Origin of the sequence: Kitasatospora sp. NPDC101235 (assembly GCF_044767505.1) — a bacterium.
Classification (GTDB): Bacteria; Actinomycetota; Actinomycetes; order Streptomycetales; family Streptomycetaceae; genus Kitasatospora.
Genome location: NZ_JBIWNZ010000004.1, coordinates 220,780 through 245,546, shown reverse-complemented (window position 1 = coordinate 245,546; position 24,767 = coordinate 220,780). Strand labels below are relative to the sequence as shown.

Below are 24,767 nucleotides of genomic sequence, written 5' to 3'. Positions count from 1 at the left end.
GCCACGCTTTCTGTTCCGGGTCGACTGGTCGGGTGCCGACACTTGGGAGACCTCCCGGCGGGGCGCCGATAACAGAAACTCCGAACGAATGTCCGGCGGTCGGGCCGCGGACTCAGCCGGCCGGGGCCTCCGGAGCCATGTCGTAGGTGAGGAACCTGGTCCGGGTGGCGACCTGGTCGTACTTGCCGCGGGCCCGGTAATTGTCCTCGGAGGTGATCCAGCGGACGGTGTTCCACCCGCGTTCCGCCGCGATTTCCCGCAGCCGGCCCAACAGCGCGTCCACCGCTCCGCCGCCCCGGACCTCCGGCGCGACGAACAGATCGTCCAGGAAGCACCCGACGGCCCCGTGCAACGGCCGCGAGAACGGCCGGTAGTGCGCGAGCCCGACCGGCCGGCCGGTCTCGTCCCGCACCAGCAGTCCCGCCAGTTCGTGCCCCGGATCCGTCAGCCAGGACCACACCAGTTCGGCCTTCTCCTCCGGAATCGGCACGCGGTAGAACTCGCAGTACCCGCGGAAGAGTTCACGCCAGGCTGCGTAGTCACCGGCTTCGGGCGCGCCGACGCGCCAGCGGGCCGTGGGGGTGTCGTTCATCTCGGTCTCCATCACTCAGCGGGTGGTGCGGGCCCCAGCATGACGCCCCGTCGCCCCGTCGCTGATCACCTCCCCGGCCAAGACCGGCCGCCACCTACGCCACTCCGGCGCCTTGCGGAGCGGGCCCGCGAACCCCGGGCCGGGCGCAGCGCCACCCGGTCCTCGGGCGTCAGCTCGGCTCGGCACCGAGCCGGCCGCCGCGCTCGACGAGCCCGAGCGCGGCGGCCGCCCTCCTCGGCGCCGGATCGTGGGCCCGCCACCGCGGCAAGGACACCGAGCGGGGCGGAACCGCCGGCCGCATCCGCCACGGTCACCTCGCGTCGGAGCTCGGCGAGGGCCCCGCTGCCGAAGGTGCGGGGCGGGGTGGGCACTCAGGCCGGGATGAGGGCATCCCACTGGTCTCGGGTCGGGCCGTCGGGCCGTGGCGAGAAGTCGGGGTGGGCGGCCAGCCAGGCGGTGACGTGGCGGTCCACCTCGTCGGTTCGGTAGGCCTCCTCGGCCGGTTGCAGGAGGTGGCGGACCCGGGCCCTGGCCCGCATGACGACGGGGTCGTCGAACGCGCAGGCAGCCAGGGCGGCAGTCCGCAGGTCCGCGGACGGTTGGGTTCTGGTGAGACGTTGCTCGTTGCCCCGGTCGGCCGTCACCTGCGCGTCGAACCAGGGACGGAGGGTCTGCGCCGCCCAGGCGTGGTAGCCGGTGGGGTCCGCGGCGATCCGTTCGACATGGGTGGCGATGTACTGGGCGGCGCGCAGGCCGAGGGCCGCGCCGTGGCCGAGGGTGGGGTTGGTGTGGACGAGGCTGTCCCCGGCGTTGATCAGGCCGGTGACGACGGGTCCGGCGTCGTCGGTGAGGGAGGTCCAGCGGTTGTCCAGGCCGCCCATGGCCAGGACGGCCGACTGCGGCTCGGGGTCCAGGTCGAGCCAGGCGGCGGTGGCGGGGAAGCTCCGGGCGACGGCCTCGAACACGGCGGGGTCGGTGAGCGCGCCGCGGGTCGGATCATCCGTGGGGAGCATCACGCTCAACGCGAAGGTGTCGTTGTCGGACGGGAACACGCCGGCGAGCGCGAACGGTGCGGTCGAGCCGGGCTTCACCCGCCCGGGGTCGCGCGGGCCGTCGGCACGCAGGCGGTACCAGCGGCACAGGTAGGCGATCCCGGTGCGGTGGCTGTCGACCACGGGCGGGCGGCAGCCGGCCGCGACCAACCAGGCGGGAACCGGAGAGCGACGGCCGGAGGCGTCGACGACGAGGTCCGCCCGGTACGTGTCCGCGCCCACCTGCACGCCGGTGACCCGGGCGGGGTGGCCCTCGTCGAAGGTGAGGGCCCGCACCCGGGAGCCTCGCCGCACCTCGACGGTGGGTTCGCGCCGCACGGCCGCGGTCAGGGCGGCCTCCAGCACGATGCGCCGGGTACGCAGGGTCACCAGGTCCTCGTCGCCGGCCCGGTGCGGCGGATGCTCGCCGAACCAGTCGAAGTCGTGGTACTCCAGGGCGCCGCGGGCCAGCAGGTCCGCGTGGACATCGGGGGCCTCGGCCCGCAGCACGGTGCGCACCGGTGCGAGGAACGAGTGGGGCTGGACGGCCTGCGGGACCCGGGGCCTGTCCCAGTGGAAGAAGTCCCGGTCCGGGTTCTCTCCGGCCTGCCGCGCGTCCTGTTCGAACAATGTGACCGGATGACCCCGCCGGCCCAGCATGAGCGCCGTCCCCAGCCCACTGATGCCTCCGCCGACCACCGCAACCCGCGCCAATGAACTCCCCTTCGCGTCGTGTTGCGAAATGATCTTACTACTCGGCGGTTTCCGGGCGGGCCCCCCACCCCCACCCCCGCACGGCGGCGGACGGCCGGACGTGGTGAGCCGGGAGCCGCGGAGGCGTACGCTTGTCCGGGTAACGTCAACTCAAAACCTGCCTCGCCGCCCGGCAGCTCCGACGGGAGCCGAATCGGCCATTCTCGGCGATCCCGCCGCGGCACCCTCCGTGAACGGAGCAGCGGCGGTTAGGTTGGCAATGACAACGAGAGGCGGCCGCCGGGCAGCCGGCGGCGCACTGGCGAGAGGTGCCCGACCATGCGGGTGAGTATCGACCGTGACCGCTGCTGCAGCTCCGGGATGTGCGTCACGAACGTCCCCGAGGTGTTCGACCAGGACGACCACGACGGTCTGGTGAGGCTCCGTCAGACCGCGTTCCGGCCCGACCAGTTCGACGATCTCAGACTGGCCGCCCAGCTCTGCCCGAGCGGCGCGATCACCGTGGTCGAGGGCGAGTCGACCGTGGCCGAGGCCGAGGCCGAACCCGCCGGGACGCGGACCGCCCCGGTCGACGGCTGACCGCCGTCGGCCCCGGCCACCGCGACAGACCCTGACGGACGTCCAGTCACGAACCCCACCGGAGAACCTCGCGACACAAGGAGACCCCGCCTTGACGAGCACACCCACCGCCCCCGCCGTCCCGCTGCCGTCCCCGCACTCCGCCAGCTGCCCGTTCGGCCCGCCGCCCGCGTACACCGAGGCCGCCGCCACCGCCCGACTGACCCGCGCCGACCTGCCCGGGGGCGAGTCCTGCTGGCTGGCCACCGGCTACGCCGAGGTCCGCACCGTCCTGTCCGACCGCCGGTTCAGCGCGGACGTGCGCCACCCGTCCTTCCCCCTGCTGGTCGCCGGCAGCCGGGAGCGGATCGCCGAGAACCCGAGCTTCCTGCGGCTCGACGACCCCGAGCACGCCCGGCTGCGCCGGATGGTCACCGGGGACTTCCTGGTCAAGCGGGTCGAGGCGATGCGCCCGGACATCCAGCGGATCGTGGACGAGGCGCTGGACGGGATGACCGCGGGCCGCACCGAGGCCGACCTGGTCGCCGACTTCGCGCTGCCCGTCCCCTCGCTGGTGATCTGCCTGCTGCTCGGCGTCCCGTACGAGGACCGCGAGTTCTTCCAGAGCATCAGCCGGACGCTGCTCAGCAACTCCAGCACGATCGAGCGGCTCCTCGAGGCCCAGGACGAGCTGCTGGAGTACCTGGAGGGGCTGACGGCCCGCAAGCGGGAGCATCCGGAGGACGACATCCTCAGCCGGCTCGCCGCCCGGGACGACCTCACCGTGCGCGAGGTCGCCAGCACCGGCATCCTGCTGCTGATCGCCGGGCACGAGACGACCGCGAACATGATCTCGCTGTCCACCGCCCTGCTGCTGGACCGGCCCGAGCAGGTCGCCAGGCTGGCCGACCCGGCCGCGCTGCCCGGCGCGGTGGAGGAACTGCTGCGCCACCTCACCATCATCCACACCGGGGTGCCCCGGGTGGCGCTGGAGGACGTGGAGCTGGGCGGCGTGACCGTCCGGGCCGGGGAGGGCGTGTTCGCGATGCTCTCCACCGCCAACCGGGACGAGGAGACGTTCGGCGGTGCCGGACGGCCGCCGGTCGACGAGCTGGACCTGGACCGGGACGCCCGGCGGCACATGGCCTTCGGCTTCGGCGTGCACCAGTGCCTCGGCCAGCCGCTGGCCCGCGCCGAGCTCCAGATCGCGCTGGCCACGCTGTTCCGGCGGCTGCCCGGGCTGCGGCTGACCGTCCCCCGCAGCGAGCTGGCGTTCCGCACCGACTCGCTCATCTACGGCATGCGGTCCCTGCCCGTCACCTGGTGACCCCCGGGTGAGGTCCGCGGTCGCTCGCCAGGTCACCCGGCTGGCCCTGGCGCCGGGGCGGAGGCAGGCTGGAAGGGCGAAGAGACACCACCGGCCCTGCCGCGCCCCCGACCCGGCGCGCCCGGACCGGCCTAGGAGACGGAGCCCGCGATGACCGACATGAGCGACCGGTCCAAGGTGAGCACCGAGGACGACGAGGACATCCGCGCCGCGGACCCCGAGGAGGGCATCCCCTCGACGCAGAACCTGCACGCGCAGGACACCTCCCAGGCGGAGGGCGCCCCCATGCCGGACCAGCCCGGCCAGCCCGGCTGACCGTCCGGCGTACCGACTCGACCGCCCGGTGGGACCGGGCGGTCGCCGCGACCGCGGGTGTCGCCGCTCCGGCGGCGGTCCACCCGCGAGGGAGGAGAGGCGCATGACCGAACAGGACGAAGGCGACCGCCGGGCCCGGCCGCCTGCGGACCCGCGCACGTCGTGGGCGACCTGGACCACCCAGTCGATCATCAGCGGCCCCGGTGGGGTCACCACCACCGAGGTCGGCCCGATCTCCGGCGACCTCACCGTGCACACCACCTGGGTGGACGGCGAGGCGCGGCTGACCGTCCAGTACACCGGCGCGCTGGACTGGTACACGGTCGTCGGCAGCCCGGTGCCGGCGGACGACGAGACCACCGCGCGGGCGATCCACCAGGCGATGGTGAACGGTGTCAAGGCCGGCCGGGGCGCGGGTGCCCCGCCGGCACCGCCGAAGCTCTAGGAACGTCCGGGAACAGTGACGAAACGGCGGCGCGCCCGGGACGGGGTGACCGTCCCGGACACGGCGTGCCGCTGCTCCCTGCGGCCACGGGCCTGACGGCTGCCCCCGGCGGGCTACGGAGCCGTCCCGTCCGCGTCCACCGCCCCGCCCCGTGCCTCCGTCCCGCCCTTCAGCGCCGAATCGGCCGAGGCCCAGTAGGTGCCGTCCGCCGGGCGGCGCCCGCGCAGGTCCTTCCGCACCTCGCCGGCCAGCCGACGGGTGTCGCGGCGGTTCATGGTGGCGCCGATGCCGGCGCCGACCAGCAGCGGGACCACTGCCGGCAGGTGGCGCAGCGAGCTGCGGGTCAGCCGGCGGCGGACCTGCCGGCGCACCTCCGAGCTGATCGCCAGCGCGGCGAAGCCGGCGGGCCGGACCAGCAGGCCCGCGTCGATCCCCCGGCGGTTGGCCCAGGCGCCGAGGTAGGCGCCGGCCCGCTGGACGGCGGCGCCCTGCGCCGGCGTGCCGTAGACCTCGTGCAGCTCGGCGATCAGCTTGATCTCCACGGCCGCCACCGCGAGCGTCTCGGCCGCGATCTCCAGCGGCATCGCGGGCGGCACCGGCAGCATCGCCGCCGCGCCGACGCCCGCGCCGAGCGCGCCGGAGGCCCGGACGGCACCGGTGACCAGCAGGTCGGCCAGCTGCTCCGGGAAGGCCGCGTCCGGGTGCTGCGCCCGCAGCGTGGCGAGGTCGCGCACCGGGATCCGCGGCGCGGCCTGCACCAGCTGTTCGGTCAGGGCCTTGCCGCCGTACACGGCACCCTTGGTCGCTCCCCTGGCGGCGGCGAGGCCGCCGTGGCCGAGCAGCCGGGCGGCGTGCAGGACCACGGCCCTGCCGCGCCGCTTCGCCGCGTACTCGGCGACCGGGCCCTCGCCGGCGGGCTGTTCGGACTCCTCGACCAGTTCGGCGATCCGCTCGCTCAGGTCGGGCTCGGGGGCCGGCCGGGAGCGGCCCGGCCTGCGGAAGACTGCCATGGGAATCCGGTACCCCTTTCGCGACGACGGCACCACCCGGTGCCGCGGGTCGGCTACTCGGCGACCTCCACCCCGCGCCAGAAGGCCACCCGGCCGCGCACGTGCTCGGCCTCGGGCTTCGGGTCGGCGTAGAACCAGGCGGCGTCCGGGTTGGTCCGCCCGTCCACCTCCAGGGTGTAGTAGCCGGCGGTGCCCTTCCAACCGCACACCGTGGTGGTCCCGGAGGGGCGCAGGTACTCGGTGCGCACCGCCTCCGCCGGGAAGTAGTGGTTACCCTCGACGACGACGGTGTCGTCACTCTCCGCGATCACGACGCCCTGCCAACTCGCTCTGGTCATACGGCGATTGTGCCCGACGGAGGGATGCCGCGGCGAGGGTTCCCGGGGCCGGCCGGGCGGTCAGGACAGTGGTTGGGCGTGCACCGGCAGGTGCGGGCTCTGGTGGCCGCCGCTGGCGAGCATCCGGACTTCGCCGGCATCGCTGATCTCGGCCCGGACGATGCCGCTCTCGTCCTGGCACACCGGGTGGCCGCCCGGGCCGGTCGCGTCGGTGCGGGCGACCACGATGACGTCCTGCGGGGCCTGGCTGCCCGGGGTGCCGGGGAAGGTGAGGGCGTAGCGTTCGGAGGGGTTCATCACACCTGCTCCTGCCTACCCGGTGGCCTCGGCCGGCGCGACGGTCCGGGCGTTCGAGCCGCGGACCTCCAGCTCGGCGAGCAGCCTGGCGGTGGCCTCCGCGACCGCGTCCACGGCCCGGTCGAAGGCCTCGCGGTTGTGCGCCGCGGGGGCGCGGAACCCGGACACCTTGCGGACGTACTGCAGCGCGGCGGCACGGAAGTCCTCCTCGTCGGCGTCGGACGTGACGGGAGGTCGCAGCGTCTTGATGTTGCGGCACATGCTCCCAGTCTCGCGCGCGGGAGCCGTGTCGGCGACTCCCTTTCGTCACGCGCACCTCACGGGGCCGTCATCCGGCCGGATTAGGATGCCGGACGAACGAATTCGTCCCGCCGCGCCGGACTCCCGGTCCGTCGGCATCACTCCGGAGCCACCCCCTTGCCTCTCGCGCTGCTCGCGCTGGCCGTCACGGCGTTCGCCATCGGAACCACCGAATTCGCGGCCATGGGGCTGCTCCCCCAGGTCGCCGACAGCCTCCACGTCTCGATCCCGCAGGCGGGCTGGCTGATCTCGGCGTACGCGCTGGGGGTGGTGGTCGGTGCGCCGCTGCTGACCGCGCTGGCCGCCGGACGGCCGCGCAAGGCGGTGCTGGTGGGGCTGGCCGGGCTGTTCGCGGCCGGCAACCTGCTGTGCGCGGTGGCGCCGGACTTCTGGACGCTGGCCGCCGCCCGGCTGATCACGGGGCTGCCGCACGGCGCCTTCTTCGGGGCGGGCGCGGTGGCGGCGGCCGAGCTGGTCGCGCCGGACCGGCGGGCCCGGGCGGTGGCCGTGATGTTCTCCGGGCTGACCGTCGCCAACATCGTCGGCGTCCCGGCCGCGACCCTGCTCGGCCAGCACCTGGGCTGGCGGGCGACCATGCTGGTGGTCGTGCTGATCGCGGCCGCCGGGACGGTCGCCATCGCTCGCCTGGTGCCCGCGCTCCCCTCCCCCGGACAGTCCGGGCTCCGGCACGAGCTGCGCGCCTTCCGCAGCGGGCAGCTCTGGCTGGCGCTGGCCACCGTGGTGTTCGGCTGCGGCGGCTTCTTCGCCTGCTACAGCTACATCACGCCACTGCTCACCGAGGTCTCCGGGTACGCCACCGGCTCGGTGACCCTGGTGCTGGCACTGTTCGGGGTCGGCATGACGATCGGCAACGTGCTGGGCGGGTTCGCCGCCGACCGGGCACTGCGCCCCACCGTCTGCGCGGCCTTCGTGCTGCTCTCCGCCACCCTGGCCCTGTTCGCGGTGACCGCGCACGCCCGCTGGTCGGCGGCCGTCACGGTGGTGCTGATCGGACTGTTCGGCTTCGCGATCGTGCCGGCCGTGCAGACGCTGGTGCTCCAGAAGGCGCGCAGCGCGCCGACCCTGGCCTCGGCGACGGTCCAGGGCGCCTTCAACCTGGCCAACGCCCAGGGGGCGTACTTCGGCGGGCTGGCGCTGGACGCCGGGTTCGGCTGGACCTCGCCGACGCTGGTCGGCGCGGGCCTGGCGGCCGCGGGGACGCTGGTCGCGGTGCTCGCCTGGGCGGTCGACCGGCGCCGGCCCGCGCCGCCGGCCGCGGAACCGGCGGCGGCCGCGGAACCGGCGGCGGCCGCGATGACGACGGTCCGGCTTCACGTCTGACGATTCGAGTCGGATCAGCGGGAATCGTCGGACACGCCCTCGATCTCCCGGTGGGCGTCGGCCAGCAGCAGGTAGCCCTCGCCGTTGAGCTTGATGCCCGCCCGCTCCTCCTCGGTCAGTTCCCGCCGTACCTTGGCCGGGACGCCGGCGACCAGCGAGCCGGGCGGGACGACCATGCCCTGGGGCACCACCGCGCCCGCCGCTACCAGCGAGCCGGTGCCGATCCGGGCGCCGTTGAGCACCGTGGCGTTCATGCCGACCAGCGCGTCGTCCTCGACCGTGCAGCCGTGCAGCACCGCGTTGTGGCCGACCGAGATCCGCTCGCCGAGCACCAGCGGGAAGCCGGGGTCGGCGTGCAGGGTGCAGTTGTCCTGGATGTTGCTGCCCGCGCCGACGCTGATCGACTCGGCGTCACCGCGCAGCACTGCGCCGTACCAGACGCTCGCGCCGGCGGCCACGGTCACGTCCCCCAGCACGACGGCGTTCGGCGCCACGAAGGCGCCCGGGTCGACGGCGGGCGCCTTGCCCCCGACTGCGGCGATCAGCGGCTCTGCCATGTCTCGTCCTCCTGATGACGGTGTGGGCCGTTGGGTCGCCGGTCAGCGTAGGGGGTCGGTCACCGCGCCTTGCGGGCGAGGTCGGGTACGGCGAGGTCCGGTACGGCGTTCCCGGCGACGGCCGGGTGGTGGCTCCGGTCCGGGTGCCGCGGAGGGCGGTCACGGTCGGAACGAACCCGGAGCCGTACCCGGGGACGGCTCGGGATGCGGCTGCGGGAACGCGGCCTGGCGGAGGCTCGGGCAGGTGTCAGGCGAGCGGCGCCTTGGTGCGCAGGACCTCGATGAAGGCCCGCAGCCACGCCGGGTGGTCGGGCCAGGCGCGGGCCGAGACGACCACGCCGTCCACCACCGCCTCGCCGTCCACGAACTCGGCGCCCGCCGCCTTGATGTCCGGGGCCAGCGCCGGGTAGGCGGAGGTGCGGCGGCCGTCCAGCACGCCTGCGGCGGCGGTGACCAGCGGGCCGTGGCAGATCTGGGCGACGGGCTTGTCCGCGGCGAAGAAGTGCCGGGCGATCCGCTGCACGTCCGGGTCGTTGCGCAGGTACTCGGGGGCGCGGCCGCCGGGGATGACCAGGGCCGCGTAGTCGGCCGGGTCGACGTCGGCGAGGGCCACGTCGGCGGGCCAGGTGTAGCCGGGCTTCTCGGTGTAGGTGTCGAAGCCCTCGACGAAGTCGTGCACCACGAACTGGAGGCGCTTCTTGCTCGGGGCCGCGATGTCGACCTGGTAGCCCTCCTCCCGCAGCCGCTGGTAGGGGTAGAACACCTCCAGTGACTCGGCGGCGTCTCCGGTGACGAGCAGGATCTTCGATGTCATCGCCGACATCCCTCCACGTGGTCGAGCCTCAGGTCGGGTACGGGTGCCGGGCGGTGGCGGCCGGCGCCGGCCCGGTCCAACCTCCCGTACCGGCAACACCGTTGGCAACGGGGCGCACCGGGCGCACAACGGCGCATGCGGAGGTGCGCGCGCCGGTTGCGCGGAGTGCGCGCCGGCCTGGCGCCCGGCTGCGGGGGCCGGCGGCCCGCGTCCTAGACTCCTGCTGCCCGCTACCGTCCTTCTCCCGGAGGAGCCATGCCCGACCGCACCACCTACGTCGTCCTCCCCGGCTATCAGAATTCCGGCCCCGAGCACTGGCAGACCCGCTGGGAGGCGGCCGAGCCGGAGTCCTTCCGTCGGGTCGAGCAGGCGGACTGGGACCACCCGGAGCGGACGGACTGGGTGGCCCGGGTGGACGCGGCGGTGGCCGCGGCCGCCGCCGCGGGCCCGGTGGTGCTGGTCGCCCACAGCCTGGGCTGCGTCACGGCGGCCCACTGGGTGGCCACCGCGCCCGCCGAGCGGACCGCCGCCGTCCGGGGCGCGCTGCTGGTGGCCCCGGCGGACGTCGACACCGCCGAGGTCCCGGCGCTGGTGGACTTCCGCCCGGTGACGCTGGAGCGGTTCCCGTTCCCCGCCGTCGTGGTCGCCTCGGCCGACGACCCGTGGGTCTCCACCGAGCGGGCCCGCGCGTTCGCCGCCGCGTGGGGCGCCCGATACGTCGAGCCGGGCGCGTACGGGCACCTCAACTCCGACTCCGGGCTGGGCGACTGGCCGGAGGGCCGCAAGCTGCTCGCCGAGCTGTGACCGCGGGAACGGGGGGACGATGAACCGGGCGACGATCAACCGACGGACGTCCCGGGCCAGGCGCATCCTGGTCCGGCTGCTGGCGGTCGGCGGGCTGGCCGCCGTACTGCTCTACACCGAGGGGCAGTGGGAGAGCAGGTCGGGCGGGCGGATGCTGGTCGCCGACCTGCTCAACCGGCCGGAGCTGCTGCTCGGCGGGGCGCTGGCGGCACTGATCGCGGCCGCCTGGCTGGGCGACCTGCGCAGCGCCGTCCGGACGGCCACCCGGGCGGTCACCGTGACCGCCGGCGTGGTGTTCCTGCTCGGCGCGCTGGCCGCGCACAAGGTGTCGGCGGCCGAGACCCGCAGCCGGGAGGACGCCCCGGCCGGGGCCGAGCGAGCCCTGGTGGTGGTGCACCGCTCGTACGCCACCGGGCCGACGGCGGGCGAGCGCTGGCAGGTGCTGCTGGAGAGCGGCGAGGGCTGGACGGCCCGGCGCTGGTCACTGGCGGACGTCGGCTCGGGCCAGGGCGACGCCCGGCTGGTGGGGGCGAGCTGGACCGGGCGCTCGCAGATCACCGTGGTGACCGACTCCTACCGGCGGGTGTTCAACCTCGACCAGGACAGCGGCGAGCCGGTCGAGGCGCGCTAACCCGGCTCGGCCCGGCCCCGGGGAGTGCGCACCGAGCACCAGCGGGACCATCCGTCCGCGGACGGGCTCCGGCCCCGCACGAGTACCCGTACTCGTGCGGGGCCGGCCGGTGTCACTGGTCCCCGGGGTCGGTGGCACCCGGCGGGACGGACGGCGCACTGCCGCCGGTCGGGCCGGTGCCGCGCGGCCTGCCGCCGTTGCCCGGGCCCCCGGTGGCGGGGGCGCCGGTGGCGGGGGCGCCGGTGCAGGTGACCGAGCTCGGCGAGCCGCTCGCGGTGGTGCAGTTGGCGTCCCGCCGGGGCGGGTCCGGGATGCGGACGGTGGTGAAGGGCTTCTCCGGCATGCCCCGGACCGCGTCACTCATCGCCTGCTGCCAGATCGGCCCGGGGCCGGTGGCACCGAAGACCTCCGCCTGGTACTTGCCGCCGATCCGGATGTTGCGCATCGGCACCTTGGTGCCTGGGCTGCCCAGCCAGACCGAGCCCGCCAGGTTGCCCGTGTAGCCGGTGAACCAGGCCGACTTCTTCTCGTCCGTGGTCCCGGTCTTGCCGGCGATCTGGCGGCCGTCGTCCAGGCCGAGGTCCCGCGCGGTGCCGCCCTTCTCGGTCACCCCGAGCAGCACGCTGTTGATCACGTCGGCGGTGTCCTCGGACATCGCCGGGGTGCACCGGGCCGGGGGCACCGGGACGTCGGTGCCGTCCACGGTGGTGATCCGGTTGATCGCCAGCGGTGCGCAGTAGGTGCCCCGGGCGGCGAAGGTCGCGTACACGTTGGCCATGGTCAGTGGGCTGACCTCCTGGGTGCCGAGGCCGAGCGCGGGCAGCTCCTGGAGCGGATCGCCGTTCGCCTTGCCCTCCACGCCGAGCTTGTTGGCCATCTGCTTGACCGCGCAGAGGCCGATCTCCTGCTCCATCTGCACGAAGTAGGTGTTCACGGAGAGCGCCATGGCCTGCTTGAGCTCGTACGGGCCGACCTCGGTCGGGCTCTCGTTGGGGATGCTCCCCTCCTTCTTGCCCTTGCTGAGGTTCTTCCAGGTGCCGTCGCAGGTCTTCATCGTCGGCCAGTCCATCCGGTTGGGCGAGTCGTACCGCTGGGTGGACGACAGACCGGCCTCCAGGGCGGCGGCGGCCACGATCGGTTTGAAGTTGGAGCCGGGCTGGAAGCCGATGCCGCCTCCCATCGCCGCGTCCACGTTGTAGTTGACGACGGTCTCGTTCTTCTCCTTGGCCAGGCCGTACGGGCGGGTCTGCGCCATCGCCAGGATCTTGCCGCTTCCGGGCTCGACCATCGTCATCGCGGCCGAGACCGGGTCGGTGACGTACACCTTGGTGGAGACCGCGTTCTGCGCGGCAGCCTGCTTGTCCGGGTCCAGCGTGGTGTAGATGTTCAGACCGCCGGTGTCCCACAGCTTCTTGCGCTCGGCCGAGCTCTTGCCGAACACCGGGTCCTGCTTGACCACGTGCCGCACGTAGTCGCAGAAGAACCCCATCCCGGCCTGGGCGGTGATGCAGCCGTTCCGCGGGTCCTTGTAGTTGAGGCCGAGCGGGGCGGCCTTCGCCTCCCTGGCCTGCTCCGCGGTGATGTGCTTGTTCTCCACCATCTTGTCGATGACGGTGTCGCGGCGCTTCTGGGCGGCCACCGGGTGCAGCTTCGGGTCGTACTGGGACGGGTTCTGCACCAGCCCGGCGAGCATCGCCGCCTCGGGCAGGTTGAGGTCCTTGGCGTCCTTGCTGAAGTAGCGCTGGGAGGCGGCCTGGATGCCGTACGCCTGGTGGCCGTAGAAGGTGATGTTGAGGTAGTTGGTGAGGATCTGCTCCTTGGTCAGGTCCTCCTCCAGCTTGATGGCGTACCGGAGTTCCTGGATCTTGCGGCCGAGGGTCTTGCGCTGCGCCTCGCGCACCGCGTCCAGGTCGTCCCCGGCCTTCTCCACGTTGACGTTCTTCACGTACTGCTGGGTCAGGGTGGAGGCCCCCTGGACGGCGGCCCCGCTCTCCGCGTTCTTGCTGATCGCGCGGAGGACGCCCTTGAGGTCGACGGCGCCGTGCTCGTAGAAGCGGGCGTCCTCGATGTCGACCTGGGCCTGCCGCATGAACGGTGACATCTGGTCGGCGGTGATGACGGTGCGGTCCCGCTCGTAGACCTTGGCGATCAGGCCGCCCCTGGCGTCGAAGATCTGCGTCGCCTGGCTCAGCGGCGGGGTCCTGAAGTCGTCGGGGATGCTCTCGAAGCCCTCGGCGCCGTTCTTCGCCCCGAGCCCGACCGCCCCGGCCGCCGGGAGGATCAGGCCCGCCAGCAGTACACCGCCCAGCACGCTGGCGCCGAGGAAGGTGGCCGCGTGGCCCAGGATGCCGATCGGGGTCTCGCGGCGCCTCGGGCGCGGCACCCAGGTGTCGCCCGGGTCCGAGGCGGCGGGTATGCGGCTCTTCGGTGACATAGATCGAACATTACGGCCGCGAACAGGCCGTGGGGGACGGGTGTTGGCGAAGGATTGTCACAAAATCGCGACGGATTCGACTCATTCCCGAGGGTCGAACGGGCGGGCACGGCAGGGCAAGGGCCGTTCGTCCACGGCCCGTTGCCCCGCCCGCACACCTCCCCGCCGGCTCAGCGGGCCGGGCAGAAGACGTCCCGGGCCGGGCGGCGGCCGGTGATCAGGTAGTCCGTCACCACCTCGTCGCCGCAGGCGTTCCCGTTGGCCCGGTACACGTCGTGGCCGCCCGAATCCACCGTCACCATCCGGGCCCGGTCCCCGAACGCCGCACGCAGCTTGAGCGCACCGGTGTACGGAGTCGCGGGGTCGCGCAGGTTCTGGGTGAGCAGCACGTCGGCCGGGCCGCGGTCGGTGATCCGCACCGGCGGCTCGGCGGGCGCGAACGGCCAGAAGGCGCAGGGCATCACGTTCACCGGCATGCCGGCGGTGAGCGGACGGGCGGCGCGGTCGGCGGCAGCGGCCTCGGCGTAGCCGGCCGGGTCGGCGGGCCACCGGACGTCGTTGCAGAGGGTGCCGACCGAGACCGCGACGGTGTTCTGCACCGCCTGCTCCGGCGGTACCACCGGGGCGGGCAGCGGACGACGGCCGAGACCCGCCAGCATCAGCCGGGCGAGGTCCGGGAACCGGGCGTCCGCGTACATGCTCTCCAGCAGGGTCTCGCGCAGCACGTTGCCGTTCAGCTCCGCCGGGTTGGCGCCCTGCCATGGCAGCGGGGCACGGTCGAGGCGGGCGGCGAGGTCGAGGAAGAGCGGGCGGACCTCCTCGGGGGTGTCCGCGACCCGGTCGGGATTGTCCGGCGCGGACGCCCACTTCGCGAAGTCGGGGAAGCGGTCCTCGATGCCCCGGCCGTAGTTGTCCAGCCAGCCGCGCTCGACCCGCGACGGGTCCGGGTCGTCGTTGCTGTCCAGCACGATCCGGTCGGTCCGCTCGGGGAACATGGTGGCGTAGACGGCGCCCGCGTAGGTGCCGTACGAGACGCCCCAGGCGGAGAGGCGGCGCTCGCCGAGGGCGCGACGGATGCTGTCGATGTCGCGGGCCTCGTTGGCGGTGGAGATGCTGCGCAGCACCGGGCCGCCGTTGCGGGCGCAGGTCTCGGCGACGCGGCGGGCGGTGGCCAGGTTCTCGTCGATCGAGCCGTCGGCGGCCGGCCAGGGGCGCAGCTTGACCATCGTCAGGTCGGCGGTGTCCAGCCCGCAGCTGACCGGGGTGGAGCGGCCGACGCCCCGCGGGTCGAAGCCGACCACGTCGTAGCGGTCGCGGACGGACTGCGGCAGGCGCCCGGCCATGCCCTTGACGAGGTCGAGGCTGGAGCCGCCCGGTCCGCCGGGGACGGCCAGCAGGACGCCGCGGCGCAGGCCGGGCTCGGCGGCGGTGATCCGGGAGACGGCGAGGGTGATGCGGGCGCCGTTCGGGTCGGCGTAGTTAAGCGGGACGCTGACCTCGGCGCACCGTTGGGGGCTGTCGGCCGGGGCGCCCGGACAAGCGGTCCAGACGAGGCCGTCCTTCCCGAGCGGAGCGGTGTCGGCCGCACCGGCGGGCAGGGCGCTCAGCGCGGTGACGGCGAGGGCGGCGGCCGCGGTGACCGCGGCGGTGATGGTACGGGTGGGCTTCGGCATGCCCAAGAGTCTGCTGCGGCAGGGCACTTGGGCCCATCCGGACAGCGGGCCGGTCGGGGGTGGGGAAATCCCCCGGGTGCCGGGGCAGGGCGGAGACCGCTTCCGACCGCGGTCTCCGGCCTCGGAGGGTGGCGGTGGTGGCGGGGGGCCGGTTCGCTCAGAGGCCGAGCAGGCCCGGGTCGGTGGCCAGGGCGCGCAGCGGCTCGCGCGGGTCGGCGACCAGCCGGCGCTCCGTCAGGTCGAGGATGCCGCCGACGGCGGTGATCTCGGCGGCCGGCACGCCGTCCGCTGCACCACCTGGAAGGTCTTTCCGTCCCGCCAGGTGAACGAACAGCCGACCTCCACCGAGTCGCCCGCGCGCAGCTCCCGCACGTACTTGCCCGTGGTCTCCAGGACCACCGGGCCGACCCCCTCGGCGACCAGGTCCGCCTGCTGGATCCCGGCCGCCCGGAGGTACTCCCAGCGGGCGTGCTCGGCGTACTGGAGGTAGACCGCTTGGTTGAGGTGGCCCTGGGAGTCCGTCTCGTACCCGCGGACGGTGACGTGCGTGGTGAAGTCCTGATCGCCCATGCCCCGCACGGTGCTCCGGGCCGCCAGGGCGCCACCTCGTGTCCTCCGTCACCCCGGCCGGGCGGCCTCCCGGCTCACCCGGACAGGGCCTCCAGGAGCGGTGTGAGGGCGTTCGGGCGCTGGTCGACGGGCAGGTGGTCGACGGGGTGGAAGCCGCAGCCGAGCGCGGTCGCGCCGCCGTCGCAGGTGCGGTCGTCGCCGACCATCAGGACGTCGGCCGGGGCGAGACCGAGCCGCTCGCAGGCGGTCTCGAAGATCGCCGGATCGGGCTTCTGTGCGCCCACCTCGCAGGACAGCACGTAGACGTCCACCAGCTCGTCCAGGCCGTGCGCGCGGAAGATCGGACGCAGGTCCCAGCCGACGTTGCTCACCACCGCGACCGGCACGCCCCGGCGGCGCAGCTCGCGCAGCACGGGGACGGCGTCCGGGTACGGCCGCCAGCTCGCGGGCGCGATGTGGGTGTCGTAGAGGGCGTCCACGTCGAGGCCGGCCGGCGGCTCGGCGGCCCGGGTCAGCGCGGTGTACGCGGCGCGGTGCAGCTCGGGGGTCAGGTCCCGGGTGTCCCAGGCCTGTCGGACCTCCGGCGGGATGCGGCGCGGCGCCACGCCGCCGGGCAGGGCGCCGAACTCCTCCAGCCGGGCCACCAGTTCGGCCTCCTCCCGGGCGGGCAGGTCGAGGCCGGTGGCGGCGACGTGGGCCGCCAGCCACTCGGTGGTGGAGACGACCCTGAAGAGGGTGCCGGAGAAGTCGAACATCACACCTTTGATCACGGCCGAGAGCCTAGCCGCACCCCGTCGCTCGTGGCCGGCCTTTCGGATCAGGGCAGGGTGAGGATGCGCGGTCCGTCCTCGGTGACGGCGACGGTGTGCTCGACGTGGGCCGCCCGGCTGCCGTCGACGGTGCGCAGGGTCCAGCCGTCCGGATCGGTGCGGTGGTCGTCACGGCCGCCGGCCAGCAGCATCGGCTCGATCGCCAGCACCAGCCCTGGGCGCAGCGGGTAACCCCGGCCCGGGCGGCCCTCGTTGGGCACGTGGGGGTCCTCATGCATCCGGCGGCCGATGCCGTGCCCGCCGAAGCCGTCCAGCATGCCGTACCGGTCGGAGCGGGCGACGGTGCCGATGGCGTGGGCGATGTCCCCGATCCGGTTGCCGACCACGGCGGCGGCGATGCCCGCCTCCAGGGCGCGCCGAGTGGTCTCGATCAGGGCGGTGTCCTCGGGGCGGGCGGTGCCGACGGTGAAGCTGACCGCCGAGTCCCCGGCCCAGCCGTCCAGGACGGCACCGCAGTCGATGCTCACCAGGTCGCCGTCGCGCAGCCGGTAGCCGTCCGGGATGCCGTGCACCACGGCGTCGTTCACCGACGCACAGATGACCGCCGGGAACGCGACGGGCGCGAAGGAGGGGCGGTAGCCGAGGAACGGCGAGGCGGCCCCGGCCGCCTTGAGCACGCCCCGCGCCACCTCGTCCAGTTCCAGCAGGCTCACCCCGACCGCCGCCTGCTCCCGGACGGCCGCCAGCGCGTCCGCCACCACCCGCCCGGCCTCGCGCATCGCGGCCAGCCCGGCGTCCGTCTTGAGTTCGACCATGGTGCATCTCTCCCCTGGGTCCAATTCTTATACCGGTATTTGTATCACGGTCGCGAGATGTGGACCGCCCCGGCGGCGTCAGGGCCTAGACTCGTCGGCATGGTGAGGACTCCGCTGACCCCGTGGGAGCGCGAGCGCGGCGAGCGCTTCGGGGCGCTGCTGCGCGAGGCGCGCGGCGAGCGCAGCATGGTCGAGGTGGCGGCGGTGGCCGGCGTCTCGGCGGAGACGCTGCGGAAGATCGAGACGGGCCGCGCGCCCACGCCGTCCTTCTTCACCATCGCGGCGCTGGCTTTCGCGCTCGACCTGTCACTGGACGAACTGGCGGCCGCGTGCGCGCCCTCGGAGAACGGCGAGGCGCTCTCCGCCTAGCTCCCCGCCCGGCGCCGTCGCTTCCTCCTCTCCGAGGCGGACGCGGCGCAGGGCCTCCCTCGACGGCGGCGGCCCGCCCTGCGCTCGGTGCGCGGGGCGGGCCGTCGTCGTGGTGCCGCTCGGCGGCGCGGTTCAGCCGACCGAGCTGTTGTAGCTCTCGATCGCCGGCTGGAGTTCCTTCGCCGCGTCGGCCAGGGCCTGCTGGGCCGGCTTGGTGCCCGCGATGGTCTGCTCGATCGCGGTCTCCACGCCCTTGCGGGCCTGCGGCATCACGCCGAGCAGGCAGCCGGCCGTGGCCGGGGTCGGCTTGGTGGCCTTCAGCTGGTCGATCGCAGTCTGGAACTGCGGGTACTTGGCCACCCACTCCTTGTCCTTGGGGTCGTCCAGGGACTTCTTGTTGACCGGGAAGTAGCCGGTGCCGGTGTGCCAGACGGCCTGCTGCTCGGGGGCGGAGACGAACTTCTCGAACTCCCAGGCGGCGCGCTTCTCGGCGTCCGAGTGGCCGGGGCCGCTGATCCACAGCGAGGCACCGCCGATCACCGGGCCGCCCTGGTCGGTGGCGGCCACCTTCGGGAAGGCCGCGGTGCCCACGCCGAACTTCGCCGCCTCGGTGTAGCCGCGCAGCACACCGGTGGACTCCAGGTGCATCGCGACCGTACCGGCCTTGAACGCGGCCTGGGCGTCGTCGGTGGTGCGGCCGGTGTTGGCCGCGTAGCCGCCCTTGACCAGGTCGGCCCACCACTGAACAATCTGGGCGCCCTGGGCGGAGTCGAAGACGACCTTGCCCGCCTTGTTGCTGCGGCCGTTGTCGTTGTCGCAGTACATGGAGCCGGACTCGGCCAGCAGCTGCTCGACGAACCAGCCGTAGATCGCGGCGCCGAAGCCGTACCGGACGGTCTTGCCGTCGGCGTCCTTCTTGGTCAGCTTCTTGGCCAGCTCGCCCAGCTCGTTGAGGTCCTTGGGCGCCTGGGCCGGGTCGAGGCCGGCCTCCTTGAAGGCGTCGGTGTTCAGGTAGAGCAGCGGCATCGAGGAGTTGAACGGCATCGACTGGAGCTTGCCGCCGACCGAGTAGTAGTTGCGGATGTTGGCGTCCAGGTCGTCCAGCGCGTAGCCGTCCTTGTCGGCGAAGGCCTGGGCCGGGACGGTCTGCTTGGAGTCGATCATGAACCGGGTGCCGATGTCGTAGACCTGCGCCAGGGCGGGGGTGCCCTTCTGCTGCACCGCGGCCTTGTACTTGGTGACCAGTTCGTCGTACTTGCCCTGGAACTGCGCCTTGACCTCGATCTTGCCCTGGTGGGCGGCGTTGAACTGGCTGACCAGCCCGTTCAGCACCTCGGCGTTCTTGCCGGTCATCGAGTGCCAGAACTCGACGGTGGTGACACCGGAGGCCTGGTCGAGCGCCTGGGCGCCGGGCGCGCCGGCGTCGGAGGAGCCGCCGGAGCCGGAACCGGAACCGCTGGAGCTGCAGGCGGTCAGGGACAGGCCGGCCACCAGCAGGGCCGCGAGCGCGCGCGCACTCTTCTTCACGAGGGTTCTCTCTCTATCCGGGAAAACGACGAACGTGGAAGGGAAACAGGTCAGCGGACCGCGCCCGCGGTGAGGCCGCGGACGATGAAGCGCTGGCCGAAGACGACCAGTGCGAGGGTGGGCAGCAGGGAGAGCACGACGCCGGCCAGGATCAGCCCGGGGTCGGCCATTTCGGAGTCGCGCAGCGAGGTCAGACCGATCTGGAGGGTCTGCATGTTCGCCGTGCGGGTGATGATCAGCGGCCAGAAGTACTGGTTCCAGGCCGACAGGAAGACGTAGATCGACAGCGCCGCGAGGGCCGGCTTGTTGAGCGGGACGACGATCCGCCACAGGAAGCGCCAGTGGCCGGCTCCGTCGATCCGGGCGGCGTCGCGCAGTTCGCCGGGCAGCTGGCGGAAGGCCTGGCGCAGCATGAACGTGCCGAAGCCGGAGGCCAGGAAGGGCAGCACCAGGCCGAAGTAGGTGTTGCCGAGCCCCCAGTCGGACAGCGTCAGGTAGTTGGGGATGATGATGGCCTCCCACGGGACCATCAGCGTGGCCAGGAACACCCCGAACACCACGGCCCGCGCCTTCATCGGCAGGAAGACGAAGGCGTACGCGGCGAGGACGGAGGTGAACAGCTGGGCGAGGGTGATGACGGTCGCCACGATCGCCGAGTTGGCGTACTGGCGGGCCAGCGGGATGGCGTCCACGGCGCCGGAGAAGTTCCGTCCGGTGACCGAGTGCGGCACCAGGGCCGGCGGGTAGGAGGAGAGTTCGGACGGGCCCATGAAGGCGCCGGCGATCGCGTAGTAGACCGGGAAGGCCACGGTGACGACGGCGACGGCGAGCAGCAGGTAGACGGCGGCGCGGCCGAGCAGGTCGCGCGGGGAGCGCCCGGCGAGGGCGCGGGCACGGGCGCGCGGGCGGGGCGCTCCGGCCTCCGTCCCGGCCTCGGTGGTCAGTGTGGTCATGCGTAGTGCACCTTCCGCTCCAGGACGCCGAACTGGACGGCCGTACAGGCGAGGACGACCACGAGCAGCACCACGGCCTGGGCGCTCGCGGTGCCGAAGTCGCTGGAGCCGTAGGCGAAGGCCTTCTCGTAGACGGAGTAGACGAGGGTCCGGGTGGAGCCGTCCGGCCCGCCCTTGGTGAGGATGTGGATCTGGCCGAAGCTCTGGAGCGCGTGGACGGTGGAGACCACGGTCAAGAAGAACAGGTTCGGGCCGAGCATCGGGATGGTGATCGAGCGGGCCAGCCGCAGGCCGGAGGCGCCGTCGATGCGGGCCGCCTCGATGACCTCCCCCGGGATCGAGCCGATGCCCGCGGAGAGCACCAGCACGTTGTAGCCGAGGTTCATCCACACCGTGGTGACGGCCACCGAGACCAGCGCGTACCGGGAGTCGGTCAGCCAGCCGATCGGGCCGAGGCCGACGTGCGAGAGCAGGCCGTTGAGCACCCCGCTGGCGGGGTTGAAGAACACCGCGAAGACCACCGAGGCGCTGGCCACCGAGAACGCGAAGGGCAGCGCGAAGGCCGAGCGCAGCAGTCGCACGCCCCGGATCCGGTTCTCCAGGAGCAGCACCAGCACCAGCGCGCCGAGCACCCCGGGCACCACGGTGAGCAGCGTGAACAGCGCCGTGGTCAGCAGGGTGCGGCCGAAGTCGGCCGAGGCGAACAGGTCGGTGTAGTGCTTCGTCCCCACGTAGCGGGAGGGCGCGCCGAAGAGGTCGTTGGCGTGTCCGCTCAGGTAGATCGTCCGCCACAGCGGGTAGCCGATGAAGAGGACGAAGACCACCAGGGAGGGCAGGAGGAAGGCCCAGGCGAGCCCGCGTTCGCCCCAGCGCCCTCGCCGATGCGGTCGTGGGCGGCCCGGGAGGGGCCCGGTGTGCGGTGCGGTCGGCATCGTTCGCGCGTCCGCCTTTCGTGATGTCGGTTCCGGCCGAAACCGTGTCTTGCCCGAACGACGGCGCGGAAACCCCGTGGTGATCAACGGGTGTCGCCGGGATTACGCGTTCGCGTCAGATCCGGCCGGTCGTGCGCGGAGGGGCGGCGGACGGGCGGCGGACGGGCAGTTGAGCGGTTCACCGCGCTGTCGGAGGGGTGGCGTACGGTGCGCTGGTGGACGAAACGGAATTCGACATCCCGGCCGCAATGGCCGAAAGTGTGCGCTCCCGCGAGGGTGCCTGGGCGCTCGTCAGGGGCTTCGCCGCGTACTGGGGCGAGCCCCTGGTGCCCGGCGACGGCTTCACGGACGCGGAGCTGGACGCCGCCGAGCGGCGGCTGGGCCTGCGGCTGCCGACGGCGCTGCGCGAGGCGTACCGGCTGTTCGGCCGCCGGGCCGACCTGACCAGCAGTCATGACGTGCTGCTGACACCGGACGAGCTGCACGTTCTGGACGGCGCGCTGATGTACCGGGCGGAGAACCAGGGCTGCGCGCACTGGGGCGTGCCGCTGGACGAGCTCGACCGGGAGGACCCGCCGACGGTGGTGCGGCCGGACCTGGCGGACAAGTCACAGGAGCGGTGGGAGCCCTGGGAGGAGCGCTTCTCGACGGCGGCCGCGGCGATGGCGCTGATGGAGAAGCTGCTGGAGGACCACGAGCTGAGCGACGTCCTGGAATCCGACGACGAGCTTCCGGGCGGCTTCCGGGAGTTGCCCGCGCTCGGCCGCAACTTCCGCTGGTACCAGGCGCCTGACGTGCTGGTCGGGGCGGCGCAGGACGCCTGGGTGGTGGCCCGGGCACGCACCCCGGAGGCGCTGGAGGCGCTCTACGAGGCGGTGCCCGGGCCGTGGTTGGGCGGGTAGACCCGCCTGCGGTCAGGCGGAGGAGCCGCCGTCCAGCACGAGGTCGCTGCCGACGGTGTAGCCCGCCTCCGGCGAGGCCAGGTACAGCACCGCGGCGGCCACCTCCTCCGTCGCGCCGGACCGACCGACCGGGACCTCGGCCTTCATCCGCTCGGCCTTCGCCTCGGCATCCTCGCCCGGCAGGGAGGACATCGGGGTGTCCACCGCGCCGGGGCTGACGGTGTTGATCCGCACGCCCTCGGCGATGTGGTCGAGGGCGGCGGCCCGGGTCAGCGCGGTGACCGCGGCCTTGCTGGCGGCATAGGCACCGACGCCCGCGATCCGCTTGTGGGCGCCGAGGTTGGCCGAGACGTTGACGATCGCGCCGCCGCCGTGGGCCCGCATGTGGACGATCTGCTGCTGCATGGCGAACAGGGTGCCGGTGACGTTGACGCCGATCACCCGCTGCCACTCAACCTCGTCGATCTCGGCGACCGGGCCGGCGGCACCGAACACTCCGGCGTTGTTGACGGCGACGTCCAGGGCGCCGAACCGCTCGACGGTCTCCCGGACCAGCCGGGCGGCGTCCTGGGCGTTCGTCACGTCGCCGGTCAGCGCAACCGCCTTGCCGCCGGCCTGCTCGATCAGCTCGACGGTCTCGGCGAGCGGGCCGGCGCCGCGCCCGGCGACCGCGACCCCGGCGCCCTCGCGGGCGAAGGCGAGCGCGATGGCCCGGCCGATGCCGCTGCCGCCGCCGGTGACCAGGACGGACTTGTCGGCGAAACGCGTGCTCATCAGGTGAACTCCTTGATTCGGATGGTGCGTTCGGGTGCGGTTGGGGTGGCGGTCCGGGGCAGGGCGGCGACCACCACGGCGGTGAGCGCGTAGGCGGCACTGAGCAGCAGCACCCCGGACGGTCCGAGAGTGAACTCCCGTGCCACCAGGGGCAGCGGCACGGTCAGGATCGCGATCGTGAAGATCAGCACCGCCTGGACGACGCCGAGCAGCGCGAAGCCGTACCGGCCGGTAGTGATGACGGCCATGTAAAACCCTCCCCCCTATAAAGACCGTTCGATCCAGAATGGACCCAGCAGGAGACGCCGGTCCGGGCCGACCGGGCGTCAGTCCAGCAGCGCCAGCGCCTGCTCGGCGGCGTCCCGCGCCCGGGTCGCGCCGTCGGCGGTCTTGCCCACCACCCGGATGCCCTGGAGCAGCACCACCAGCATCCGGGCGAGCGCCCGCGGGTCCCGCCCGGCGGGCAGTTCGCCCTGGGCGGCGGCCCGCACCAGGGTGGCGGTGAGCAGCGTCTCCAGGCGGTCGAGGCTCGCCTCCACCCGACGGGACGCGTCCGGGTCGTGCGGGGCCAGCTCCACCGCCGTGTTGGTGACGAAGCAGCCGCGCAGGCGCTCCCGCTCGCCCGTGGCGGCGTACTGGCGGACCAGCACCCGGACGGCCGGCAGCGCCGGGCCGGGCTGGGACAGATCGAGCAGCCGCACCGAGTCGCTCTGCTCGCAGTAGCGCTCCAGCGCCCGCAGGTACAGCTCGCGTTTGCTGCCGAAGGTCGCGTAGATGCTGGCCCGGGCGATGCCGAGCCGCTCGACCAGGTCGGCCATCGAGGTGGCCTCGTAGCCGCGCTGCCAGAACAGCTCCAGGGCCGCCTGCAGCGCCGCGTCCGGGTCGAATTCCTTCGTTCGCGCCATGTCGGGAACGGTAGCCCTTTCTGGATCGACCGGTCAAGAAAGGGCCATCAATGGTCCAGACCTGACTCCTGACGGAGCATTGCCAAGTGGACTAGACCACGGCTACCCCTTACCGCTCCCATCCACCTCCTCCCCCCACAGGAGGCGTTCCGCATGCCCGCACACCGCCCCAACCACCCCCGACAGACCGCCGAAGCCGTCAGACCCATCGTGCTGACGGCGTTCCGGATCGTCGTCGGCCTGCTCTTCGCCTGCCACGGCGCCGCCTCGCTGTTCGGCGTGCTCGGCGGCGCCAAGGGCGGTGGCACCGTCCCGCTCGGCCAGTGGCCCGGCTGGTGGGCCGCGCTGATCCAGCTGGTCGGCGGCGCCCTGGTGCTGCTCGGCGCCGGCACCAGGGTGGCCGCCCTGCTCTGCTCCGGCTCGATGGCCTACGCCTACTTCACCGTCCACCAGGAACACGCGCTGCTGCCCCTGCAGAACGGGGGCGAGCCCTCGGTGATGTTCTGCTGGGCCTTCCTGGCCATCGCGGCGCTCGGCTCCGGCCCGTACGCCCTGGACCGCCTGTTCGCCCGCCGACCCCTGGTCACGGCCGAGCCGGCGGTCCGGCCGACGTCAACGGCCTGACGGGCCGCCCGCGGCCAGGTGGCGCTCGACCGAGGCGACCTTGGCGGTGAGGCCGTCGGTGACCCCGGCCCGGTCGTCGATCTTGATGACCGTGCTCACCCGGTTGCCGTACGCCTTCACCGCCTCGATCGCCGCCCTGATCACCGGCATCACCTCGTCCCACTCCCCCTCGATGCTGGTGAACATCGCGTCCGTGCGGTTGGGCAGACCGCTCTCCCGCACCACCCGGACGGCGGCGGCCACCGCCTCCCCCACGTCCTCGCCGATCCCCAGCGGGGTCACCGAAAAGGCTGCGATCACGGCTCTGCGCTCCTTGTGGCCGACGGCACGGTCGTGGGGGGGGGGGGGGGGGGGGCGGGGCGCCCCCCCCCCCCCCCCCCCCCCCCCCCCCCCCCGGGGGGGGCGCGCGGCCCCCGGGGGCGGGGGCGCCCGGGGGGGGGGGCGC

29 protein-coding genes and 1 pseudogene are annotated in these 24,767 nt (G+C 73.4%); 10 read left to right on the top strand and 20 right to left on the bottom strand.

What is annotated here, in order from left to right:
* Positions 1–112: 112 nt before the first annotated feature.
* Positions 113–592, bottom strand: a complete 480-nt coding sequence (locus ACIRRH_RS09895; protein ID WP_403064322.1) for a GNAT family N-acetyltransferase — start codon at positions 590–592, stop codon at positions 113–115.
* A gap of 371 nt (positions 593–963) precedes the next feature.
* Positions 964–2,337 carry an FAD-dependent oxidoreductase gene (locus ACIRRH_RS09890; RefSeq protein ID WP_403064319.1) on the bottom strand — a complete coding sequence of 458 codons (1,374 nt, stop codon included), beginning with the start codon at positions 2,335–2,337 and terminating at the stop codon, positions 964–966.
* A gap of 318 nt (positions 2,338–2,655) precedes the next feature.
* On the opposite strand from ACIRRH_RS09890, the gene ACIRRH_RS09885 reads away from it, so the two are divergent.
* The 4 genes from ACIRRH_RS09885 (at position 2,656) to ACIRRH_RS09870 (ending at position 4,982) form a co-directional block, all read left to right on the top strand.
* Positions 2,656–2,916, top strand: coding sequence for a ferredoxin (locus ACIRRH_RS09885; protein WP_403064316.1), 261 nt, complete (start codon positions 2,656–2,658; stop codon positions 2,914–2,916).
* A 91-nt stretch (positions 2,917–3,007) separates the two neighbouring features.
* Positions 3,008–4,222: a cytochrome P450 gene (locus tag ACIRRH_RS09880; RefSeq protein WP_403064313.1), complete on the top strand. Its 1,215-nt coding sequence runs from the start codon at positions 3,008–3,010 to the stop codon at positions 4,220–4,222.
* 150 nt (positions 4,223–4,372) lie between these two features.
* A complete protein-coding gene (locus ACIRRH_RS09875) occupies positions 4,373–4,537 on the top strand; it encodes a hypothetical protein (RefSeq protein WP_403064310.1) in 165 nt (54 codons plus the stop codon).
* A gap of 103 nt (positions 4,538–4,640) precedes the next feature.
* Positions 4,641–4,982: a hypothetical protein gene (locus tag ACIRRH_RS09870; RefSeq protein WP_403064307.1), complete on the top strand. Its 342-nt coding sequence runs from the start codon at positions 4,641–4,643 to the stop codon at positions 4,980–4,982.
* 113 nt (positions 4,983–5,095) lie between these two features.
* On the opposite strand, the gene ACIRRH_RS09865 is transcribed toward ACIRRH_RS09870, so the two are convergent.
* From ACIRRH_RS09865 to ACIRRH_RS09850, 4 genes are read right to left on the bottom strand one after another with little or no spacing between them, the layout of a single operon-like run.
* Positions 5,096–5,992 (bottom strand): hypothetical protein, encoded by an 897-nt coding sequence (locus ACIRRH_RS09865; RefSeq protein ID WP_403064304.1) that lies wholly within the window; start codon positions 5,990–5,992, stop codon positions 5,096–5,098.
* Between the two features lie 53 nt (positions 5,993–6,045).
* Positions 6,046–6,330 carry a DUF427 domain-containing protein gene (locus ACIRRH_RS09860; RefSeq protein ID WP_363394172.1) on the bottom strand — a complete coding sequence of 95 codons (285 nt, stop codon included), beginning with the start codon at positions 6,328–6,330 and terminating at the stop codon, positions 6,046–6,048.
* Positions 6,331–6,390: 60 nt separating this feature from the next.
* Positions 6,391–6,627, bottom strand: coding sequence for a DUF6296 family protein (locus tag ACIRRH_RS09855; protein WP_403064300.1), 237 nt, complete (start codon positions 6,625–6,627; stop codon positions 6,391–6,393).
* A gap of 15 nt (positions 6,628–6,642) precedes the next feature.
* Complete coding sequence (locus ACIRRH_RS09850) at positions 6,643–6,888, bottom strand: DUF2277 domain-containing protein (protein WP_403064297.1); 246 nt, start codon at positions 6,886–6,888, stop codon at positions 6,643–6,645.
* A gap of 156 nt (positions 6,889–7,044) precedes the next feature.
* Between ACIRRH_RS09850 and ACIRRH_RS09845 the strand changes: the two genes are divergently transcribed.
* Complete coding sequence (locus ACIRRH_RS09845; protein WP_403064294.1) at positions 7,045–8,268, top strand: MFS transporter; 1,224 nt, start codon at positions 7,045–7,047, stop codon at positions 8,266–8,268.
* A gap of 14 nt (positions 8,269–8,282) precedes the next feature.
* Here the strand turns inward: ACIRRH_RS09845 and ACIRRH_RS09840 are convergent, their stop codons facing one another.
* Both ACIRRH_RS09840 and ACIRRH_RS09835 read right to left on the bottom strand, forming a co-directional pair.
* Entirely contained in the window at positions 8,283–8,825 is a 543-nt protein-coding gene (locus ACIRRH_RS09840) for a gamma carbonic anhydrase family protein (RefSeq protein WP_403064291.1), read from the bottom strand.
* Between the two features lie 247 nt (positions 8,826–9,072).
* Complete coding sequence (locus ACIRRH_RS09835; protein WP_403064288.1) at positions 9,073–9,639, bottom strand: DJ-1/PfpI family protein; 567 nt, start codon at positions 9,637–9,639, stop codon at positions 9,073–9,075.
* 255 nt (positions 9,640–9,894) lie between these two features.
* Between ACIRRH_RS09835 and ACIRRH_RS09830 the strand changes: the two genes are divergently transcribed.
* Complete coding sequence (locus ACIRRH_RS09830) at positions 9,895–10,443, top strand: RBBP9/YdeN family alpha/beta hydrolase (protein ID WP_403064285.1); 549 nt, start codon at positions 9,895–9,897, stop codon at positions 10,441–10,443.
* Between the two features lie 19 nt (positions 10,444–10,462).
* Positions 10,463–11,074 (top strand): hypothetical protein, encoded by a 612-nt coding sequence (locus ACIRRH_RS09825; protein ID WP_403064283.1) that lies wholly within the window; start codon positions 10,463–10,465, stop codon positions 11,072–11,074.
* Positions 11,075–11,186: 112 nt separating this feature from the next.
* Here the strand turns inward: ACIRRH_RS09825 and ACIRRH_RS09820 are convergent, their stop codons facing one another.
* The 5 genes and pseudogenes from ACIRRH_RS09820 to map form a co-directional block, all read right to left on the bottom strand.
* Positions 11,187–13,508, bottom strand: coding sequence for a transglycosylase domain-containing protein (locus ACIRRH_RS09820; protein WP_403064280.1), 2,322 nt, complete (start codon positions 13,506–13,508; stop codon positions 11,187–11,189).
* A 170-nt stretch (positions 13,509–13,678) separates the two neighbouring features.
* The gene (locus tag ACIRRH_RS09815; RefSeq protein ID WP_403064277.1) at positions 13,679–15,181 is read right to left on the bottom strand and encodes an alpha/beta hydrolase; all 1,503 of its coding nucleotides are present in this window, start codon (positions 15,179–15,181) and stop codon (positions 13,679–13,681) included.
* A gap of 157 nt (positions 15,182–15,338) precedes the next feature.
* Positions 15,339–15,751, bottom strand: a pseudogene (locus tag ACIRRH_RS09810) (acyl-CoA thioesterase).
* Between the two features lie 74 nt (positions 15,752–15,825).
* On the bottom strand, positions 15,826–16,521 hold the full coding sequence (locus ACIRRH_RS09805) for an HAD family hydrolase (protein WP_403064274.1): 696 nt from the start codon (positions 16,519–16,521) through the stop codon (positions 15,826–15,828).
* 47 nt (positions 16,522–16,568) lie between these two features.
* Positions 16,569–17,336, bottom strand: a complete 768-nt coding sequence (gene map, locus ACIRRH_RS09800) for a type I methionyl aminopeptidase (RefSeq protein ID WP_403064271.1) — start codon at positions 17,334–17,336, stop codon at positions 16,569–16,571.
* 99 nt (positions 17,337–17,435) lie between these two features.
* On the opposite strand from map, the gene ACIRRH_RS09795 reads away from it, so the two are divergent.
* Positions 17,436–17,705, top strand: a complete 270-nt coding sequence (locus ACIRRH_RS09795) for a helix-turn-helix domain-containing protein (protein WP_224282047.1) — start codon at positions 17,436–17,438, stop codon at positions 17,703–17,705.
* Positions 17,706–17,837: 132 nt separating this feature from the next.
* On the opposite strand, the gene ACIRRH_RS09790 is transcribed toward ACIRRH_RS09795, so the two are convergent.
* The 3 genes from ACIRRH_RS09790 to ACIRRH_RS09780 are packed head-to-tail and all read right to left on the bottom strand — an operon-like array spanning position 17,838 to position 21,117.
* On the bottom strand, positions 17,838–19,232 hold the full coding sequence (locus ACIRRH_RS09790) for an ABC transporter substrate-binding protein (RefSeq protein WP_403064268.1): 1,395 nt from the start codon (positions 19,230–19,232) through the stop codon (positions 17,838–17,840).
* A 50-nt stretch (positions 19,233–19,282) separates the two neighbouring features.
* Complete coding sequence (locus ACIRRH_RS09785) at positions 19,283–20,185, bottom strand: carbohydrate ABC transporter permease (RefSeq protein ID WP_403064265.1); 903 nt, start codon at positions 20,183–20,185, stop codon at positions 19,283–19,285.
* Positions 20,182–21,117 (bottom strand): carbohydrate ABC transporter permease, encoded by a 936-nt coding sequence (locus tag ACIRRH_RS09780; RefSeq protein ID WP_403064262.1) that lies wholly within the window; start codon positions 21,115–21,117, stop codon positions 20,182–20,184. Before ACIRRH_RS09780 ends, ACIRRH_RS09785 begins: the two co-directional genes overlap by 4 nt.
* A gap of 215 nt (positions 21,118–21,332) precedes the next feature.
* Between ACIRRH_RS09780 and ACIRRH_RS09775 the strand changes: the two genes are divergently transcribed.
* Positions 21,333–22,019, top strand: coding sequence for an SMI1/KNR4 family protein (locus ACIRRH_RS09775; protein WP_403064260.1), 687 nt, complete (start codon positions 21,333–21,335; stop codon positions 22,017–22,019).
* A 12-nt stretch (positions 22,020–22,031) separates the two neighbouring features.
* On the opposite strand, the gene ACIRRH_RS09770 is transcribed toward ACIRRH_RS09775, so the two are convergent.
* The 3 genes from ACIRRH_RS09770 to ACIRRH_RS09760 all read right to left on the bottom strand — a co-directional run bounded on the left by ACIRRH_RS09770 (position 22,032) and on the right by ACIRRH_RS09760 (position 23,698).
* The gene (locus ACIRRH_RS09770; RefSeq protein ID WP_403064257.1) at positions 22,032–22,793 is read right to left on the bottom strand and encodes an SDR family NAD(P)-dependent oxidoreductase; all 762 of its coding nucleotides are present in this window, start codon (positions 22,791–22,793) and stop codon (positions 22,032–22,034) included.
* A complete protein-coding gene (locus ACIRRH_RS09765; protein WP_403064254.1) occupies positions 22,793–23,041 on the bottom strand; it encodes a hypothetical protein in 249 nt (82 codons plus the stop codon). The genes ACIRRH_RS09770 and ACIRRH_RS09765 overlap by 1 nt, the downstream gene beginning before the upstream one ends.
* 78 nt (positions 23,042–23,119) lie before the next feature.
* Positions 23,120–23,698, bottom strand: coding sequence for a TetR/AcrR family transcriptional regulator (locus ACIRRH_RS09760; RefSeq protein ID WP_403064251.1), 579 nt, complete (start codon positions 23,696–23,698; stop codon positions 23,120–23,122).
* 153 nt (positions 23,699–23,851) lie between these two features.
* Here ACIRRH_RS09760 and ACIRRH_RS09755 point away from each other — a divergent pair, with 153 nt between their 5' ends.
* The gene (locus tag ACIRRH_RS09755; protein WP_403064248.1) at positions 23,852–24,322 is read left to right on the top strand and encodes a DoxX family protein; all 471 of its coding nucleotides are present in this window, start codon (positions 23,852–23,854) and stop codon (positions 24,320–24,322) included.
* Here the strand turns inward: ACIRRH_RS09755 and ACIRRH_RS09750 are convergent.
* Complete coding sequence (locus ACIRRH_RS09750) at positions 24,311–24,622, bottom strand: MTH1187 family thiamine-binding protein (RefSeq protein WP_403064246.1); 312 nt, start codon at positions 24,620–24,622, stop codon at positions 24,311–24,313. The genes ACIRRH_RS09755 and ACIRRH_RS09750 overlap by 12 nt on opposite strands.
* Positions 24,623–24,767 lie beyond the last annotated feature (145 nt).

Coding starts and splice junctions, on each gene's coding strand:
- ACIRRH_RS09830 (WP_403064285.1), top strand. CDS start 9,895: ATGCCCGACCGCACCACCTACGTCGTCCTCCCCGGCTATCAGAATTCC.
- ACIRRH_RS09860 (WP_363394172.1), bottom strand. CDS start 6,330: ATGACCAGAGCGAGTTGGCAGGGCGTCGTGATCGCGGAGAGTGACGAC.
- ACIRRH_RS09895 (WP_403064322.1), bottom strand. CDS start 592: ATGAACGACACCCCCACGGCCCGCTGGCGCGTCGGCGCGCCCGAAGCC.
- ACIRRH_RS09795 (WP_224282047.1), top strand. CDS start 17,436: ATGGTGAGGACTCCGCTGACCCCGTGGGAGCGCGAGCGCGGCGAGCGC.
- ACIRRH_RS09770 (WP_403064257.1), bottom strand. CDS start 22,793: ATGAGCACGCGTTTCGCCGACAAGTCCGTCCTGGTCACCGGCGGCGGC.
- ACIRRH_RS09760 (WP_403064251.1), bottom strand. CDS start 23,698: ATGGCGCGAACGAAGGAATTCGACCCGGACGCGGCGCTGCAGGCGGCC.
- ACIRRH_RS09825 (WP_403064283.1), top strand. CDS start 10,463: ATGAACCGGGCGACGATCAACCGACGGACGTCCCGGGCCAGGCGCATC.
- ACIRRH_RS09850 (WP_403064297.1), bottom strand. CDS start 6,888: ATGTGCCGCAACATCAAGACGCTGCGACCTCCCGTCACGTCCGACGCC.
- ACIRRH_RS09870 (WP_403064307.1), top strand. CDS start 4,641: ATGACCGAACAGGACGAAGGCGACCGCCGGGCCCGGCCGCCTGCGGAC.
- ACIRRH_RS09865 (WP_403064304.1), bottom strand. CDS start 5,992: ATGGCAGTCTTCCGCAGGCCGGGCCGCTCCCGGCCGGCCCCCGAGCCC.
- ACIRRH_RS09820 (WP_403064280.1), bottom strand. CDS start 13,508: ATGTCACCGAAGAGCCGCATACCCGCCGCCTCGGACCCGGGCGACACC.
- ACIRRH_RS09785 (WP_403064265.1), bottom strand. CDS start 20,185: ATGACCACACTGACCACCGAGGCCGGGACGGAGGCCGGAGCGCCCCGC.
- ACIRRH_RS09755 (WP_403064248.1), top strand. CDS start 23,852: ATGCCCGCACACCGCCCCAACCACCCCCGACAGACCGCCGAAGCCGTC.
- ACIRRH_RS09765 (WP_403064254.1), bottom strand. CDS start 23,041: ATGGCCGTCATCACTACCGGCCGGTACGGCTTCGCGCTGCTCGGCGTC.
- map (WP_403064271.1), bottom strand. CDS start 17,336: ATGGTCGAACTCAAGACGGACGCCGGGCTGGCCGCGATGCGCGAGGCC.
- ACIRRH_RS09855 (WP_403064300.1), bottom strand. CDS start 6,627: ATGAACCCCTCCGAACGCTACGCCCTCACCTTCCCCGGCACCCCGGGC.
- ACIRRH_RS09885 (WP_403064316.1), top strand. CDS start 2,656: ATGCGGGTGAGTATCGACCGTGACCGCTGCTGCAGCTCCGGGATGTGC.
- ACIRRH_RS09840 (WP_403064291.1), bottom strand. CDS start 8,825: ATGGCAGAGCCGCTGATCGCCGCAGTCGGGGGCAAGGCGCCCGCCGTC.
- ACIRRH_RS09815 (WP_403064277.1), bottom strand. CDS start 15,181: ATGCCGAAGCCCACCCGTACCATCACCGCCGCGGTCACCGCGGCCGCC.
- ACIRRH_RS09835 (WP_403064288.1), bottom strand. CDS start 9,639: ATGACATCGAAGATCCTGCTCGTCACCGGAGACGCCGCCGAGTCACTG.
- ACIRRH_RS09875 (WP_403064310.1), top strand. CDS start 4,373: ATGACCGACATGAGCGACCGGTCCAAGGTGAGCACCGAGGACGACGAG.
- ACIRRH_RS09780 (WP_403064262.1), bottom strand. CDS start 21,117: ATGCCGACCGCACCGCACACCGGGCCCCTCCCGGGCCGCCCACGACCG.